Origin of the sequence: Hymenobacter sp. UV11, assembly GCF_004684095.1 — a bacterium.
Taxonomy (GTDB): domain Bacteria; phylum Bacteroidota; class Bacteroidia; order Cytophagales; family Hymenobacteraceae; genus Hymenobacter.
In genome coordinates this window covers 1-15,457 of the sequence record NZ_SRII01000010.1, presented here as the reverse complement: position 1 = coordinate 15,457, position 15,457 = coordinate 1, and the positions used below count along the sequence as shown (strand labels likewise).

General features: G+C 60.5%; 13 protein-coding genes. 2 read left to right on the top strand and 11 right to left on the bottom strand.

Annotated features, from left to right (window positions below; genetic code table 11):
* Window positions 1-120 precede the first annotated feature (120 nt).
* The 3 genes from E4631_RS18465 to E4631_RS18455 form a co-directional block, all read right to left on the bottom strand.
* Window positions 121-639 carry a DinB family protein gene (locus E4631_RS18465; RefSeq protein WP_133659366.1) on the bottom strand — a complete coding sequence of 173 codons (519 nt, stop codon included), beginning with the start codon at window positions 637-639 and terminating at the stop codon, window positions 121-123.
* A 45-nt stretch (window positions 640-684) separates the two neighbouring features.
* On the bottom strand, window positions 685-2,115 hold the full coding sequence (locus E4631_RS18460; protein WP_240735062.1) for an MFS transporter: 1,431 nt from the start codon (window positions 2,113-2,115) through the stop codon (window positions 685-687).
* A gap of 92 nt (window positions 2,116-2,207) precedes the next feature.
* A complete protein-coding gene (locus E4631_RS18455; protein WP_133659365.1) occupies window positions 2,208-3,539 on the bottom strand; it encodes a DUF2254 domain-containing protein in 1,332 nt (443 codons plus the stop codon).
* 161 nt (window positions 3,540-3,700) lie between these two features.
* On the opposite strand from E4631_RS18455, the gene E4631_RS18450 reads away from it, so the two are divergent.
* Both E4631_RS18450 and E4631_RS18445 read left to right on the top strand, forming a co-directional pair.
* Window positions 3,701-4,591 carry an NAD(P)/FAD-dependent oxidoreductase gene (locus E4631_RS18450; RefSeq protein WP_133659364.1) on the top strand — a complete coding sequence of 297 codons (891 nt, stop codon included), beginning with the start codon at window positions 3,701-3,703 and terminating at the stop codon, window positions 4,589-4,591.
* The gene (locus E4631_RS18445) at window positions 4,591-5,100 is read left to right on the top strand and encodes a hypothetical protein (protein WP_133659363.1); all 510 of its coding nucleotides are present in this window, start codon (window positions 4,591-4,593) and stop codon (window positions 5,098-5,100) included. Before E4631_RS18450 ends, E4631_RS18445 begins: the two co-directional genes overlap by 1 nt.
* 63 nt (window positions 5,101-5,163) lie before the next feature.
* On the opposite strand, the gene E4631_RS18440 is transcribed toward E4631_RS18445, so the two are convergent.
* The 8 genes from E4631_RS18440 to E4631_RS18405 all read right to left on the bottom strand — a co-directional run bounded on the left by E4631_RS18440 (window position 5,164) and on the right by E4631_RS18405 (window position 15,241).
* On the bottom strand, window positions 5,164-5,769 hold the full coding sequence (locus tag E4631_RS18440; RefSeq protein ID WP_166648225.1) for an NTP transferase domain-containing protein: 606 nt from the start codon (window positions 5,767-5,769) through the stop codon (window positions 5,164-5,166).
* A 323-nt stretch (window positions 5,770-6,092) separates the two neighbouring features.
* The gene (locus E4631_RS18435; protein WP_133659361.1) at window positions 6,093-8,414 is read right to left on the bottom strand and encodes a xanthine dehydrogenase family protein molybdopterin-binding subunit; all 2,322 of its coding nucleotides are present in this window, start codon (window positions 8,412-8,414) and stop codon (window positions 6,093-6,095) included.
* Window positions 8,415-8,554: 140 nt separating this feature from the next.
* Complete coding sequence (locus tag E4631_RS18430) at window positions 8,555-9,532, bottom strand: xanthine dehydrogenase family protein subunit M (protein ID WP_133659360.1); 978 nt, start codon at window positions 9,530-9,532, stop codon at window positions 8,555-8,557.
* Between the two features lie 4 nt (window positions 9,533-9,536).
* Window positions 9,537-10,184: a 2Fe-2S iron-sulfur cluster-binding protein gene (locus E4631_RS18425; protein ID WP_133659359.1), complete on the bottom strand. Its 648-nt coding sequence runs from the start codon at window positions 10,182-10,184 to the stop codon at window positions 9,537-9,539.
* A 231-nt stretch (window positions 10,185-10,415) separates the two neighbouring features.
* The gene (locus tag E4631_RS18420) at window positions 10,416-10,826 is read right to left on the bottom strand and encodes a DUF983 domain-containing protein (RefSeq protein ID WP_240735060.1); all 411 of its coding nucleotides are present in this window, start codon (window positions 10,824-10,826) and stop codon (window positions 10,416-10,418) included.
* 87 nt (window positions 10,827-10,913) lie between these two features.
* A complete protein-coding gene (locus E4631_RS18415; protein WP_166648224.1) occupies window positions 10,914-11,786 on the bottom strand; it encodes an AraC family transcriptional regulator in 873 nt (290 codons plus the stop codon).
* A gap of 285 nt (window positions 11,787-12,071) precedes the next feature.
* Window positions 12,072-14,498, bottom strand: a complete 2,427-nt coding sequence (locus tag E4631_RS18410) for a M1 family metallopeptidase (protein WP_133659357.1) — start codon at window positions 14,496-14,498, stop codon at window positions 12,072-12,074.
* A 140-nt stretch (window positions 14,499-14,638) separates the two neighbouring features.
* Window positions 14,639-15,241: a HupE/UreJ family protein gene (locus E4631_RS18405; RefSeq protein ID WP_133659356.1), complete on the bottom strand. Its 603-nt coding sequence runs from the start codon at window positions 15,239-15,241 to the stop codon at window positions 14,639-14,641.
* Between the last annotated feature and the right edge of the window lie 216 nt (window positions 15,242-15,457).

The following is a 15,457-nucleotide window of genomic DNA, read 5'->3' as shown; positions in this document are numbered from 1 at the left end:
CATACTGAGCTTGTCGAAGCATCTCTACTGCGTAAGTAATCTCAACGTTCGAGGTTAGCTACGTGGCAGAGATGCTTCGACAAGCTCAGCATGACGTTCTTTTTTTACTGTTTGTTTGGCCTAAAACCCGCCGGGCTCGTCGGCGCTGGGGCCGTATACGCCGGGCAGCGGGATGTCGAGCAAGCGCAGATATACCGTGAGCTGGCCGCGGTGGTGAATGCTGTGGTTGAGGCCCATGATGCGCAGCGCGGCACCTTTGGGGCGCTCCATGAGCACCTGCTCACCGCGCCGCAGCTGGAAGTTTTCGGTCAGCTTTTCATCGTCTGACTCGTGCAGGGCCTGGCGCAGACTGGCGCTGAATTTATCGAACCGCTCCAACAACTCTTCGGTGGTAGTGGGGCTGGGCGGCGGCTTGGGGGCATTCTGGTCAAGAAAATCGCGCTCGTTAGCCTGAACAAACAACTGTTTGAACATCAGCAAATTAACGATATGCGAGGCCAGCGTGCCCATTTTCATCGACTTGGGGTGGGGCTGGTAATCAAACTTATCGGTGGGCACGCGCTCTAATACGAGGCGCGTCACGGCCAGCTCGCGGTCGAGCTCTTCGAGGATATTTTGCTGAATGGAGGACGTGTGCATGGGCAAAGGGGGGGTAGGGAAAACGGTTACTCAACCGCCGATAAGCTAAACAGTTTGGGGGCGGCCCATATCGACCGAGGCCGAGGCCGGCGGGGGGGGTAGGAAGCCGTCGGTATCGGTGGGGTCTTCGCGCAGCTTCTTGCCACGCAACGTGAGCAAAAAGCCCAGGCCGAAGATGAAGAAGACAATGAGCGAGAGAATGCTGTTGCGCATGTTGCCCGTGATTTGCCCAATCAACCCAAACGAGAGTGTACCAATGACAATGCCCAGCTTCTCAACCACATCGAAAAAGCTAAAGAAGGCCGCCGAATTGGGCGTGTTTTCGGGGATTATCTTGGAGTAGGTGCTGCGCGACAGGCTCTGCACCGCGCCCATGGTGAGGCCGATAACGCTGGCCAGCAAGTAGAAACTCCAGCCGGCCTGCACGTAGTAGCCGGCAATGCAGATGAGCATCCAGATAAATACGGCCCAGCTTAAGGCGCGCGTGTTACCGATGCGCTCGGAGAGCTTGGCAAACAGCCAGGCTCCCAGAATACCCACTATCTGGAGCAGCAGAATGGTAACGATGAGCGACGTGCTATCGAGTTTCAGCACCTTGTCGCCGAAGATGGTGGCCACGTACATCACCGTTTGCACGCCCATATTATAGGTGAAGTAGGCCAGCAAAAACCGCTTGAGATTGGGCAATTGCTTAAGCTGGTCCCAGACCTTGCCCAGCTCGCGGAAGCCATTGAGCAGCCAGCCGTCGGAGCTGGCGGGCGCGCCGGCGGGGCGGCCGGTATCGGGGGGTAGGGTGAAAAAAGGAATCTGGGCGAAGCCCACCCACCACAGACCCGTGAGCAAAAAGCTGAGCCGCGTGGCCTGGCCGGTGCTCATGCCAAACAGCGCTACGCCCTCGGGCCCGCCCGCGATGTGCGGCCCCATGATGATGCCCAGGCAGATGATGAGTAGCAGCACCGACCCGATGTAGCCCATCGAAAAGCCCCGCGCCGAGAGCGAGTCGAACTTCTCTTCGGAGCTGATTTCGGGCAGGTAGGAATTGTAAAACACGATGCTGCCCGAAAAGCCCACCGTGGCCGCAATGAACACGAACGTGCTCAGCGTGAGGTTGTCTTCGGTGAAGAAGTAGAGCCCCGCGCACGCGGCCGCCCCTATGTAGCAGAATATTTGCAGAAACAGCTTTTTACGCCCTGAATAATCGGCCAGCGACGTGAGAAACGGGCTAACCAGCGCAATAATGAGAAAAGCCGCCGAAATAGCATAAGTCAGCAGCGACGAGCCTGGCACTTTAAAACCCAGAAAATCAACTACGTCGGTAGGGTTGATGGCCTTGGTAACGGAGCCCCAGTAAATCGGAAAAATCGAGCTGGTGATAACGAGTGGGTACACCGAGTTGGCCCAGTCGTAGAACGTCCAGCCGGTGGTAATGCGCTTGTTGTCTTTTTCGACGGCCGGCGCGGGGGCGGTGGGAGCCATAAGCTGCAAAGTGAGTGAGCGCCCAAGATACTAGGTTTTGGGGGTGGCCGCCCGCCGCGTAACTCAACCGTAACGCCCGGCCAGGCTGGGCCCTACCCCTCCCAGGCGGCGCTGAGCTCAGCATAAAGCACCTGCACTTCCTGGCGCTCGTAGTCGGTGCGCAGGCTGGCCTGAGCGCAGGCCATTAACAACGCCACCTGCTCGCGCAGGGGGGGTAGGCGGGTGGGGTCGCGCACTTGCCGGGCAGCCAGCGCCAGCGCGCGCAGCATACGGCGCAGCACGGCCGGGTTGCCGCGCGCATTCTCGCGCACCAGGTCGAAGGCCAGCCGCACGTATTCTTCAAACGTGTACACGCGCACCAGCACGCGCAGGTGCTGGCCATCGGAGCGCAGCGCGCCCGGAAACTCGCGCCGGGCCAGCCGACCCGTTAGCTCGCCCAGGTAGTCGATGGCCATAATGGCGGTAGTCGTGTCGTTTACGGCCGGCGACAGCGCTTTGAGAGCAATATCAACCAGCTGCTGCAAGCCGAAGGCCATATCCTGCTCGGGGTTGCGGTGCCGGCCGATGCTCACGTGAGCCAGCAGGTCGGCGGGCCAGTCGGCCTGCGGGGTAGCAGCGCGCTCCATGCCCGCCCGCACGCTGAACAACGGCTGGCCGGTGCCCACAAAATCGCCGATGTGCACCTCCAGGCGCAGCACCGTGCGGTGGCGCACCGTCCAGGCCAGCAGCCCCGGCTTGTCAATGTATTGCAGGTAGCCCGCCTCAGTGGCCAGCACTGGAAACCAGCCGGCGGGCGCGGCGGCCCAAGCCTCGGCGGCAGCGCGGGCATCGGGGTGCAGCTCCTGGCCGAAGTGCAACGGAAAAAGCCGGTCGATTTCGCGCTCGGTTTCGGCCGTTATGCGGTGCACCAGGGTGCCGGTTTGCAGCGACTCGGCCACGTGATGAATAAAGAAAATAAGCGCCCCTACCCCCCCCAGCGCCAGCAAGAGCCCCATCAGCACCGCCGTAGTGGGCACAAAATGCACCGCCCGCGCCGCTCGAATGGTACCCTGCACCACCAGGCAATACGTGAACACGCTCACGAAGTAGCCCATCACGAACTGGTTCACGAGGTCGCGCATGAAATTGCGCAGCGCCCGCGGCGAGTATTGGTTGCTGACCTGCGCAATGGCCGCCAGCAGCAGCGAAAACGTAAGCGCCGCCACCGTCAGCATCGAGCCCGCAATGGCGTTGAGCATGCCGCCCGCCCCACCCGCGTCGATGCCAAACAGCAGGGGTAGGCGGCGAGTGCCAGTGGCACTGGTGGCCTGGTCAAACTGCACCAGCCCGTAGGCCAGGCCCAGCGCGACCAGCACCATTAGCAGCGGCACAAACCACAGCGACTCGCGCAGGGGCTGCCAGAGTTGGCGCAGGCGGAAAGGCATAGCGAATAGAAGTTTCAGGAGGATACGTAGCTGCCCTGCATTTGGCTTAACCAGCGTGCTTGCAGGAAAAAGTTGAGGACGATTAAATGCAACATTGTTTCATTTACGGAAAAGTCTGTTATTTTTGCGCAGAACCCCTACCCTGCTTATTACCCTTCACTATGTTTGACGTACTTATCATTGGCGGCAGCTACGCCGGCCTCAGCGCCGCACTGGCCCTCGGCCGCGCCCGCCGCCAGGTGCTAGTAATCGACGCGGGCCGGCCGCGCAACCGCTTCACGCCCCATGCCCACAACCTGCTGCTGCACGACGGCGATGCCCCCGCCGACCTCGCCGCCCGCGCCCGCCAGCAGGTAGCCGCCTACCCCACCGTGCGGCTGCTCACCACCAAAGCCACCGCCGCCACCCGCCTGCCCACCGGCGAGTTTGAGGTGAGTACCAGCCACGGCACGTACCAGGCCGGCCGGCTGCTGCTGGCCACCGGCATGCGCGATGAGCTGCCGCCCGTGCCCGGCTTTGCCGAATGCTGGGGCAAATCGGTGATTCACTGTCCCTTCTGCCACGGCTACGAGGTGGCCGACCTGCCCACCGGCATCTGGAACAATGGCGACGAGGTAGGTCTTCAGGTGCGCATGTTGCTAAACTGGACCCGCGAGCTAACGGTGTTCACCAACGGCCCCGCTACCTTCGGCCCCGAGGTGCGCCAGCTGCTGCAAGCCCACGCAATACCGCTCGAAGAAACACCCGTGGCCGCGCTGCTGCATACCGGCGGGCAGCTAGCCGCCCTGCGCCTGGCCGATGGCCGCGAGCTCCCACTGCCGGTGCTCTACGCCCGCCCCCCCGCGCAGCAAGCCAGCATGCTACCCCAACAGCTTGGCTGTGAGCTAACCAGCCAGGGCTTTATCCAACTTACTGAAAACCAGTTGACAACCGTGCCCGGCGTGTGGGCGGCCGGCGACTGCTGCTCGCCCATGCCGCAACTGGCGCTGGCCATCGCGGCGGGCAACCTGGTAGGTGGAACTTTGAGTAGAGAACTTATTTTTAGCTCTTAATGAACTTCTTTAGTAACCTGATTTTCGCGGCATTTGCCGGCTTCATACTTTTGGCTACGCCGGCCCTGGCCCAGAAAGCGCCCAAAGAGCCGCCTACCCTGCTGGGCCGCTGGCAAACCCGCCAAATCGCCTTCACCGCCACGGCCGCTACCCCCGACTCGGTGCGCGACCAGCTCGACGACCCCGAAATCGCTGACCTCAACCAGGCTATTTTCATGGGCGAAGCGCAGCTAATAGTCGATTTTCGAGCCGATGGCAGCTACCAGTTCACCATCAACCGCGATGGGAGGCAACTGCGCCTCGAAACCGGCACCTACTCCCTGGCCAACGGCCACCTGCAAGCCAGCAGCCCCGGCAGCGCCGACGGTTCCTCCTTCTCCGACCAGCAGGTACTCAAGCTGGCGCGCCGCACGCTGGTGCTGGTTTTTCCAGTCGGCCCCGAGTTGCCGGGCGTGGATGAGGAGATAGAATACCGCCGGGTAGGGCCGTATCCATTGGCCGAAAAATAACCGGCCCACCGAAGTTCGGCGGGCCGGTAAAAGCGTGGCAGTAACACGAAGCATGCCATGTCCCTACCCCCCCAGCGCGGCGTATTGCGCCTCGGTGTCCACATCAGTGGCGCCGCCGGGGAAGTTTACGGTGGGCAGATGGTTGTATTGCTGCAGCAGCTCGCGGGCGCCGCTGGCCCCGCGCAACGTTAGCAGCTGCGGAAACACCTCGCGGCTGAACAGCGCCGGCACACCCTGGGTGCCCGCGTAGGCCGAGGCTACTACGGGCTGGTTGGTAGCCTGAAACTGCACGATAAGCCGGCCAATAACTTCTTCGGTGAGCAGCGGCTGGTCGCAGAGGATAACCACTACGGCATCCACTTTGGGGGCTTCGGCGGCGGTTTCCAGCTCGGCGAGACCGGCGGCGATGCTGCCACCCATACCATCGGCCCAGGCATCGTTGCGCACTACGTGGAAGGGTAGGCCGTCGATTTCGGGCAGCAGCTCGTCGTGGAGCGCGCCGGTCACGAGCACGAGCGGGCGGCAGGGCGAGGCCACGGCTACTTCGGCGGCGTGGCGCAGCAGCGTGTGGCCCTGGTAGGGCAGCAATTGCTTGGGCCGCGCCAGGCGCGAAGACGAGCCGGCGGCGAGCAGCAGCAGGCCCACGGTGGCAGTAGGGTCGTTGTGCATGAGAATAATATGGTTGCTGGTTAGTGGGTACAAAAGAACGTCATGCTGAGCTTGTCGAAGCATCTCTCCTGCATCGTTGAACGGCGCGGTAGAGATGCTTCGACAAGCGCAGCATGACGTTCCCTGTTTCTTGGCGCAGTCAGCTTAGCTAACCCAAGTTGCAGACCAGCTGGCTGCGGGGCAAAGTTTCAACTGGAAGGACCGGCTCCCCGGTCCGCCGGCGCGAGCCGGCCGACCGGTTATCGTTGACAGCTGCGGCCCACGCCACGACAACCGGTCGGCCAGCTCGCCGGCGGACCGGGGAGCATGCCTCGCAACTTGGGTTAGCTATTCATCCCGCTCATCAGCACCTTGTCGGGCGTGAGGGGCAGGTCGCGCAGGCGCTTGCCGGTGGCGTGAAAAACCGCGTTGCCCACGGCGGCGGCCACGCCCACCATCGAAATTTCGCCGATGCCCTTAACGCCCATCGCGTTGATAAACGGGTCGTGCTCCTCCACAAACTCGACGGTTATATTCGGGATGTCGGCGTTTACCGGCACGTGGTAGCTAGCCAGGTCGGCGTTGGTATAGCGCGAGAAGTTCTGGTCGCGCACCGTTTCCTCCATCAGCGCCGAGCCGATGCCGAAAATGGCGCCGCCGATAATTTGCGAGCGGGCAGTTTGGGCATTCAGTATGCGGCCGGCGCCCATCACGCTCACCCACTTCGATACCCGAATGGTACCCAGGTCCATATCGACCCGCACCTCGCAGAAGTGCGCGCCAAAGGAGTGCATGGCGTGCTGGGCAGCCTCGTCCTTGTGGGCCGGGTCGGCGTTGGCGGCCGCGCTGGCGGCCTCGTAGCCCGCGCCGTACTTACCCTGCGCCATGCCTTCGATATCCGTCATGTCGGCGCGCTTCATCAGGTCGCCGAAGGCTTCGCCTTTTTTCGGGTCTTTCTTCAGGAAAAGCCGACCTTTTTCGGTGGCTACGTCCTCGGGCTTGGCTTTATAAAGCGGTGATTTTTTATCAACCACGGCCATCTTTATCAGCTTCTGCCACACGTCCTGCGCCGCCAAGTACACCGACGACGACACCGTGCCCGCCGCCACCGAACCGCCCGAATTGGGGGCCGTAGGCAACTGCGTATCACCGAGCTCGAAGCGCACTTTTTCGAGGGGTAGGCCCAGCGCGTCAGCGGCTACCTGCGTCATTACGGTGTAGGTACCGGTGCCGAGGTCGGTGGCACCGCTCTGCACCACGGCGTGGCCGTCGGCGTAGAGGCGGGCGCGGGCCGTGCCCTGCGAGTTGTGCACCGGATAGCTGGCCGATGCCATGCCCATGCCCACCAAAAAGCGGCCGTCGCGGGTGGCGCCGGGGGTAGGGTTGCGCTTGCTCCAGCCAAAGAGCTCGGCGCCGCGGGCGTAGCACTGCTTCAGGCTCTTGCTGCTCCAGGGGTGGCCGGTGCTGTAGTCGTGGTCGGCGTGGTTGCGCAGGCGGATTTCAATGGGGTCTACCCCCACTTTATACGCCAGGTCGTCCATAGAACACTCAATGGCGAACGAGCCTGGGGCCTCACCCGGCGCACGCATAAAGGTAGACGTCATCACATTGGCCCGCGCCAACTCGTACGACGCCTCAAAGTTGGGCGTGGCGTACAGCATGTCGAGAATCTTGGAGTTCGACTCGGCGTAGTTATCCCAGGGCGAGGTGGTCGAGGTTTTAGTGTGCACGATGGACGTGATTTTACCCTCGGCCGTGGCCCCCAGCTGCACGGTCTGGGCCTGGTCCTCGCGGTGGCCCATGCTCGTAAACATCTGAGGCCGGGTCAGCATTAGTTTCACCGGGCGGCCCACTGCCTTGGCGGCCTGCACCGTGAGGATGGTGTGCGGCCACATCGAACCCTTGCAGCCGAAGCCACCACCTAGGTACTTGGTAATCACGCGCACCTGCTCGCGCGGCAGGCCTAGCATGGCCGACAGCGTGGATTGCGTGCGCGTTACACCCTGCGTCGATTCGTACACCGTGAGGCGGTCGGGCGCGTCCCACACGGCCGTGGTCGAGCCGGGCTCCATCGGGTTGTGGTTGTACACCGGATGGTTGTAAGTGGCAGTCAGCTGGATGGCCGAGCTGGCAAACGCACCCTTCGCGTCGCCGCGCTTGGTATGGGCATCAGCCTTGCCATCCTGAATTTTCTGCGGGTCAAATAGCTCCGCCTTGGGGTCGTGGAAGCTGGCAATGGGCTCCTGCTTTTGGTAAGTCACCTTCACCAGCTTCGCGGCGTGGATAGCGTGGTCCAAGGTATCGGCTACCACGAGGGCCACGGGCTGGGCGGCGTAAAAAATCTCGTCGCTGGTGAGGGGCATAAAACCCATTTGCGAGCCCGTGTCCTTTTTGCCCTCGGGCGTATTAGGCGTTTTAACCAGCTTGGGCAGGTTTTGGTGGGTGAGCACGGCAATCACGCCCGGCTCGCGGGCGGCGGCGGCCGTTTCAATGCTCATAATCTTCCCCTTCGCAATGGTGCTGGTAGTGAGCACACCATAGGTAAGGCCAGGTAGCGGAAACTCGGCCGAATACTTGGCCTTGCCGGTTACTTTTTCGCGGCCCTCAACGCGCACAATGGGCTGGCCAACGAAACCGCCGGGCTGGTCAAAAAATTGGGGTTCCATAAGTCAATTACCAATTATAAATTAACAGTTATCAATTACCAGTTCACGATTATCAGCTATCGGCATCCGTTTAATTACTGGCTGCTCAGCCGTACTGGCTATCGCACCTGATAACTGATGATTGATAACTGACAATTGAATTAAGCTACCTCGAGCAAAGCGCGCACGATGGTGCGCTGCGCCAGCTCCAGCTTGAATTTATTGTGCTCGTAGGGCTTAGCATCACGCACGGCCAGGGCGGCGGCAGCGCGGAAATTGTCTTCCGTGGCGGGCTTGCCCACCAGGTATTTCTCCACGGCGGGCACGCGCCACGGCACGGTCCCTACCCCCCCCAGCGCCACCCGTGCCGAGCGGATGGTGCCACCCTGCACATCCAAGCCTACCGCCGCCGATACCAGCGCGTAGGCGTACGACGCGCGGTCGCGCACCTTGAGGTAGTGCGACTTGCGGGCATGCGCCGCGGCTGGCACCGTAATGGCGGTAATCAATTCGCCGGGCGCCAGGTGGTTTTCGATGTTGGGCGTCGAGCCGGGCAGCTTATAAAAATCAGCCAGCGGCACAGTGCGGGTCGTGCCCTTAGGGCTTTCCAGCGTCAGCTTAGCCTCAAGGGCCACCAGCGCCACGGCCAGGTCGGAGGCGTGGGTGGCGATGCAGCTAGTGCTGCCGCCCAGGATGGCAAGCGTGCGGTTATCGCCGGTTTGGGCGGGGCACCCCGAGCCGGGCACCCGCTTGTTGCACGGAAACGCAGTGTCGCGGAAGTAGCCGCAGCGGGTGCGTTGCAGCAGATTGCCGCCCATACTGGCCATGTTGCGCAGCTGCGGCGAGGCCGAGGCCAGCAGCGACTGCGAAATAACGGGGTAGTTCTGCACCACCAGCGGGTGCTCGCCCACATCGCTCATGCGCTCCAGCGCGCCGATGCGCAAGCCGGTAGCCGGGTTTTCGATGCCTAGCATCGAGAGCCTGTTGATATCAATAAGCAGCGAGTGCTCCTCAATATCCGACTTCATCAGGTCGATAAGCGTGGTGCCGCCGCCGATGAATGCGGCCTGCTTGTCGGCCGCCTTGGCAGCCGTGGCCTCCTTGGTGGAAGCGGCCTGGGTATAGCTAAAATTGTTCATCGGACTAACCTTTTGCTTGTTGGGCAGCCACTTCGCGCACGGCGGCCAGAATGTTGGGGTAGGCGCCGCAGCGGCAGAGGTTACCGCTCATCCACTCGCGAGCCTGGTCGTCGGTGGTGGCGTGGCCTTCTTTCACGCAGGCTACACCGCTCATGATTTGGCCCGGCGTGCAATAGCCGCACTGGAAGCCATCGTGCTTGAGGAAGGCCTCCTGCATCGGGTGCAGCTCGTCGCCCTTCGCCAATCCTTCGATGGTGGTAATGGGCTTGCCCTGAGCCATCACGGCCAGCGTGAGGCACGAGTTCACACGCTTACCATCCACGAGTACGGTACAAGCGCCGCACTGGCCGTGGTCGCAGCCTTTTTTGGTACCCGTCAGGTCAAGGTTTTCGCGCAGGGCGTCGAGCAACGTGGTGCGGGGCTCAATGCGCAGGTTCTTAGCCTGGCCATTGATATTCAGGCTGATATTAGTCTGGCCCGAGAGAATCGGACTGGCCGGGGCCATCTTATCCGCAATGGCCTCAGCCTGGCTCGCGATGGGTGGGGCCAGCGCCACGCCCAGCAGGCCCCCCGTCTGCTTCAGGAATGTGCGGCGCGAAGGGCCAGTTGGCGCGGGGGTAGCCGGGTTGGGGACTTGGTCGTCGGGCTGCATAAGTAGTTAATAGTAGGGAGACAATCGACTGGTCAGTACGTTTTGCCCTGGCTTATTGTTCATGTTTATTCTGCTTTTTCTACTATTCCGGCAACCAGCTCTTAAGCTAATCTTAAGCGTAGAACATATTCAACTCACTCAGCTGCAATGCACAGCAGCTGCACCCGCTTTACCCAAAAAAGGTCCGCTAATTACTTAGCAGACCTTATACCGTGCATTCCGTTGCTACCACTAATGCGAGTGGCGTGCACGCCACTGCGGGTTGTAGCGGGTACCGCCAAACAGGTACAGCATGATGGCACGGGAGTAGCGAAAAATGAGCGGGGTAAGGGCTATGCTGATGATGGCTACTGTGCTCACATACACCCACGATTCGGGGTCGTTGGCCAGGTAATAGAGCGCGATACCACAGAACAGAAAGATAGCCAGCGCGAAGCCAAAGCTGATATACATGGCCCCGAAGTAGAAGCCCGGCTCGGGTTCGTAGGTTTGCCCGCACACGGGGCACTCGGCGGGCATGTCCGTAAACTTGGTGAGGTTGGTGGCGGGGTACAAAAACAGCTCGCCCTGATGGCAGCGCGGGCAACGCAGCGCCAACAAGGCGAGCGCAGAAGATTCGATGGGAGCGGCCGAAGTGGACATAGGAAACGAACTACTGAAATGACCTGGCAAAGGTACCGGCCGCCCTACCCCCCTGCCAGAGCCGCATGCGGGCAAAAACCGCACAAATCAACGCTGCCGACGGAAAGCATCGGGAGTAACTCCTACGTGTTTTTTGAAGGCCCGGCTGAAGTACGAGGCATCGTCGTAGCCCAGGGCAGCAGCTACTTCGGCCACCGGGCCAGCCGAATGGCGCAATAGGCGCTGAGCTTCGGCCATCACGCGGGCCATAATGAGGTCGCGCGCCGGGTGGCCCACCACGCGCTGGCAGATGGCTGTGAGGTGATTGGGCGTAACGTTCAGCTTATCAGCATAGAAACCTACCGTCTTCGCCTCCCGAAAATTCTCATTGAGCAATGCGCTGAAGGCCCGCACCTGCTGGCTGCCCAGCGCCGCCTCGGGCGCGGCCGCAGCCGGGTAGTGGCGCGCCGCCAGCTCCAGCACCAAAAACAGGTAGGCCGCTACCACGTCGTCGTCGGGGGTAGCGGGCGGGCCTGCTTCTTGCCACATTTGGCCCAGCAGCGGCGCCAGGGCGTTGTCGGGCGCGGGCAGGTAGCGCACCGGCGGGTGGCGGGCATCAAAAAACGGGTAGCCCTGCAAGCGCCCGGCCGGGTAGCGCCGCTGGTAAAACTCGGCCTCAAAAAAAACGATGTAGCCGGCCGCGTCGTCGCTCAGCTCCCAACCGTGCACCTGCCCCGGCGCCAGAAAAAACAGCGCGCCCGGCCGTAGCTCATATACCTGCAAATCAATAGTATGCCCGCCGCTGCCCCGGGTAATGTAGAGCAGCAGGTAGAAGTCGTGGCTGTGCGGCGCGCTCACGCCCGGAAACCGCGCGGCGTGAGTTTCCAGCCGCTGCACATAATAGGGCCGGCGCCCGGCGGGGGCCGTAGGCGGCGGCGGAAAAGACGCTAATGGCAACACAGGCAAGGTAAGGGGCTTCATACAGGCTGCAAGAAAGCGGCTGGCTGGCAATAGGCGCTGTTTCAGCAGTGCTTCTAGTAGCTTTGTTTTACTACCCCCTACCCCCCTTCCCCTGCTCGAACGCCGCCGCATCCAAAACGTCAAGTACTGGCAGCATACCGGCGACATGGCCTTCGGCAACCTCAGCACCAACTCGTCGGTTATGACCAGCATCCGGCAATTTTTACCGAATAACCCGCCCGCGCCGCTAATTCTCTCGCAGAGAATTGAAAAGGGCCAGCCGAATTCGGCTGGCCCTTTTGGCTTTTAGCGGTTGCCGGTGGCCGGGCGGCCACCGGGGTTGGGCTTGTCCTCCTTGCGCTGCATGGGCGAGGGCGGGGCCGGCTTGTCGGTGGTGCCGGGCGTGGCGCGGGCGGCTTGCTGCATAGGGTTGAGCGGCTGCTGAGCGTTGTTGCCCAACTGCCCGGTCTGGAACATCTCGAAGCGCGAAGCCACCGGCTGGCGGGGGTAGGCGTTGTTGCTCAGGTCGGTGTCGGCGGTCTGCTGATAAGGGTCGAGCACGAACGACACCACGTTTTTGGGCGATACGATGAGCTTGGTTACCTGTTCGTTGTTCTTACGCCAGATTTCGGCCGGAATATTCACAATATCCTGCGTACCATCGTCATAGGTCATCTGAATGACAACCGGCATCACCAGCCCGCCCACGTTGTGCAGGCTCAGCTCGTAGAGGTTCAGGTTGCCGTTGAGGCGCGTTTGCTGCTGCGGGTTGAGGGTGCTCAGGTACTGGAAATAGCGCTGTTTATCGGCCTCCGTCACGGTCAGCGGGTCGTAGCCGTTGTAAAAGTCCTTGAGGTCGGGCTTGTCATCCACGGCTGTGGTCTTGAGGTCGGTGGCATTGCGCTGCGCCGAGAGGGTAGGCACCTGGCCCTGGCGCTCGTTCTGCATGCGGGCGTTTTCGAGGCCGGGGTTCTTGGTGTTGGGGCGGAAATACTTCACGCCGTCGAGCGAGATGTCGCAACGGTCGGTACCGTAGAACCAACCGCGCCAGAACCAGTCGAGGTCTACCGCCGAGGCATCTTCCATGGTACGGAAAAAGTCGGCCGGCTGTGGGTGCTTATAGGCCCAGCGCGTGGCGTAGGTCTTAAAAGCGTAGTCGAACAGCTCACGGCCCATCACCGTCTCACGCAGGATATTGAGGGCCGTGGCGGGCTTGCCGTAAGCATTGTTACCAAACTGCAATACCGACTCCGAGTTGGTCATAATCGGCGATTGCAGGCTCTTATCGGTGCGCATGTAGTCCACAATATTTTTGGGCTCACCACGGCGGCTGGGGTAATTGCGCTCCCATTCCTGCTCGGTTAGGTACTGGCAAAAGGTGTTCAGGCCTTCGTCCATCCAGGTCCACTGGCGCTCATCCGAGTTCACAATCATCGGGAAGAAGTTGTGGCCCACTTCGTGGATAATCACCGAAATCATCCCGTATTTCCGGTCAGCCGAGTATGTACCGTCCTTCTCAGGTCGGCCGCCATTGAAGCAAATCATCGGGTATTCCATGCCGCCCACCGGCCCGTGCACCGAAATGGCTACCGGGTAGGCGTAAGGAATGGTAAATTTCGAATACGTCTTGATGGTATGCGCCACCACCTCGGTCGAGTACTGACCCCACAGCGGGTTGCCTTCCTTGGGGTAGTAGCTCATGCACAGAACCGGCTTGCCACTCTGCGTAATCCCCATGGCATCCCAAATGAATTTACGCGAGCTGGCCCAGGCAAAGTCACGCACGTTTTTGGCGGCGAAGGTCCAGGTTTTGGTGCCCGTGGCGTGGCTGCTTTCGTTGCGCGTGGCTTCGTCTTGCGTCACGATAAGCACCGGCTTCTTAGCGTTGCGGGCTTGGGCCAAGCGCTGGCGCTGGGCAGCGGTAAGCACCTGCTCAGGGTTCTGGAGTGTGCCGGTAGCACCTACTACGTGGTCAGCCGGAGCCGTAATGCTTACCCGGTAGTCACCAAAAGGCAGCGTAAACTCGCCATTACCCAAAAACTGCTTGTTTTGCCAGCCCGTCGCGTCCGAATACACCGCCATGCGGGGATAAAACTGCGCAATTTCGTACAAGTAGTTCTTATCGGCCGGAAAGTACTCGTAGCCGCTGCGCTCATTAATTTTGAGCTGGTCGCTCACGTTATAGCTCCACTTCACCCGAAACGACACCGCTTGCTTGGGCCGCAGGGGGGTAGGCAGGTCAATACGCATCATAGTGTGGTTGATGACGTAGTGCAACGGCTTGCCGCTAGCATCAGTCACCGCCCCAATCTTGTAGCCTCCGTCAAATTCAGCCGTAGAAAGCTGATTGTCCAATTCCTGAAACGAGAGCCGGCCGTTGGTCACCTGCCCCACGTTGGTAGCCGTAGTTATCGAGTTCTTGGCTAGGATATTTTGGTCGAGTTGCACCCACAGGTAAGGCAGCACATCGGGCGACAAGTTCGTATACGTTATTGTTTCAGAGCCCGTAACTGCCTGTTTCTGGTCATCAAGACTAACGCGGATGTTGTAGTCGGCGCGCTGCTGCCAGTACTCCGGGCCGGGCGCGCCACTGGCGGTACGGTACGAGTTGGGGGTAGGCAGCATCGTTTCGAGCTGCGCGAATTTATCAGTTCCGGAGTTGGTGGTCTGGGCCCGGCCAAGCGCCGGAGCCAGCAGCAGCCCCAGCCCCAAGGCCAGTAGCGAGATACGCATAAAGTGAAAGTAAAAAAGAGTCAAGTCCTAAAGTCGGCGAAGATACACAGCGGGTTGCTGGATAACCAGCCTATATCAATTGCATTTCTGATTTTGATTGCCAGCCATTGTTTCAACCTGCGCTACCTACCCTAAAATAGCTATCTATGTAGTTGTAACAGCAACAGTGTAGCTACTCCCAGCGCCGCGCCGCTAGTAGTCAGTATCCAATCACGACGAACTACCCCCACTATTCGCAATACCACGAACCCTACCAGTAGCACCATGCTGACAACTAGCAGCTGCCCCAACTCCACGCCTAGGTTAAACGACAGCAATTCAGTCACCGGACGGCTTTGCTGCCCCAATAAGGTGCGCAGATAGCTTGAAAAGCCAAGCCCATGAATAAGCCCAAAAGCTGCCGCCAGCGCGTTAGGGGCCGTCCACCAAATGGGCACTTCGCGGCGCGGCCGGCGTACCAATGCAGGACCAGCCTTATACATATTTACTAACGCCGTCACCATTATCGTAACTGGAATCAGCGTTTCCACTAACGTAGTATTCACCCCTACCACGCTTAAGGTAGCCAGTGCCAGCGTGATAGAGTGGCCCACAGTAAAACTTGTAACTAGCGCTACCACGCGCTGCCAATCGGCCAGCACGTAAGGTGCACACAGCGCCAACAGGAAAGTCAAATGGTCAGTGGCTTGCCAGCTACAAATATGCAGAAACCCTAGTTGCAGGTATGCGATAAAGACAGACATTAATCGCAAATTTCAGCATAATTCCGCAAAATCATCCTATCATATAAAAGCAATTACAATGAGACTTGAAAGATGCATTAATCCCTTCTGGCTAAGGCAATATAAACGCAAAGAGCCCCCGGCCGGGCGCTGATAAAAGCGCTTGGCCGGGGGCTCTGGTGCAGAAATTGGCGGCGACCGACTCTCCCACCGGTGAAGGCAGTACCATAGGCGCAC

Bases quoted from the DNA above. Each gene is read 5' to 3' on its own strand.
- E4631_RS18415 (WP_166648224.1), bottom strand. From the start codon at position 11,786: ATGAAGCCCCTTACCTTGCCTGTGTTGCCATTAGCGTCTTTTCCGCCG.
- E4631_RS18455 (WP_133659365.1), bottom strand. From the start codon at position 3,539: ATGCCTTTCCGCCTGCGCCAACTCTGGCAGCCCCTGCGCGAGTCGCTG.
- E4631_RS18435 (WP_133659361.1), bottom strand. From the start codon at position 8,414: ATGGAACCCCAATTTTTTGACCAGCCCGGCGGTTTCGTTGGCCAGCCC.
- E4631_RS18440 (WP_166648225.1), bottom strand. From the start codon at position 5,769: ATGCACAACGACCCTACTGCCACCGTGGGCCTGCTGCTGCTCGCCGCC.
- E4631_RS18425 (WP_133659359.1), bottom strand. From the start codon at position 10,184: ATGCAGCCCGACGACCAAGTCCCCAACCCGGCTACCCCCGCGCCAACT.
- E4631_RS18420 (WP_240735060.1), bottom strand. From the start codon at position 10,826: ATGTCCACTTCGGCCGCTCCCATCGAATCTTCTGCGCTCGCCTTGTTG.
- E4631_RS18445 (WP_133659363.1), top strand. From the start codon at position 4,591: ATGAACTTCTTTAGTAACCTGATTTTCGCGGCATTTGCCGGCTTCATA.
- E4631_RS18405 (WP_133659356.1), bottom strand. From the start codon at position 15,241: ATGTCTGTCTTTATCGCATACCTGCAACTAGGGTTTCTGCATATTTGT.
- E4631_RS18465 (WP_133659366.1), bottom strand. From the start codon at position 639: ATGCACACGTCCTCCATTCAGCAAAATATCCTCGAAGAGCTCGACCGC.
- E4631_RS18430 (WP_133659360.1), bottom strand. From the start codon at position 9,532: ATGAACAATTTTAGCTATACCCAGGCCGCTTCCACCAAGGAGGCCACG.
- E4631_RS18410 (WP_133659357.1), bottom strand. From the start codon at position 14,498: ATGCGTATCTCGCTACTGGCCTTGGGGCTGGGGCTGCTGCTGGCTCCG.
- E4631_RS18460 (WP_240735062.1), bottom strand. From the start codon at position 2,115: ATGGCTCCCACCGCCCCCGCGCCGGCCGTCGAAAAAGACAACAAGCGC.
- E4631_RS18450 (WP_133659364.1), top strand. From the start codon at position 3,701: ATGTTTGACGTACTTATCATTGGCGGCAGCTACGCCGGCCTCAGCGCC.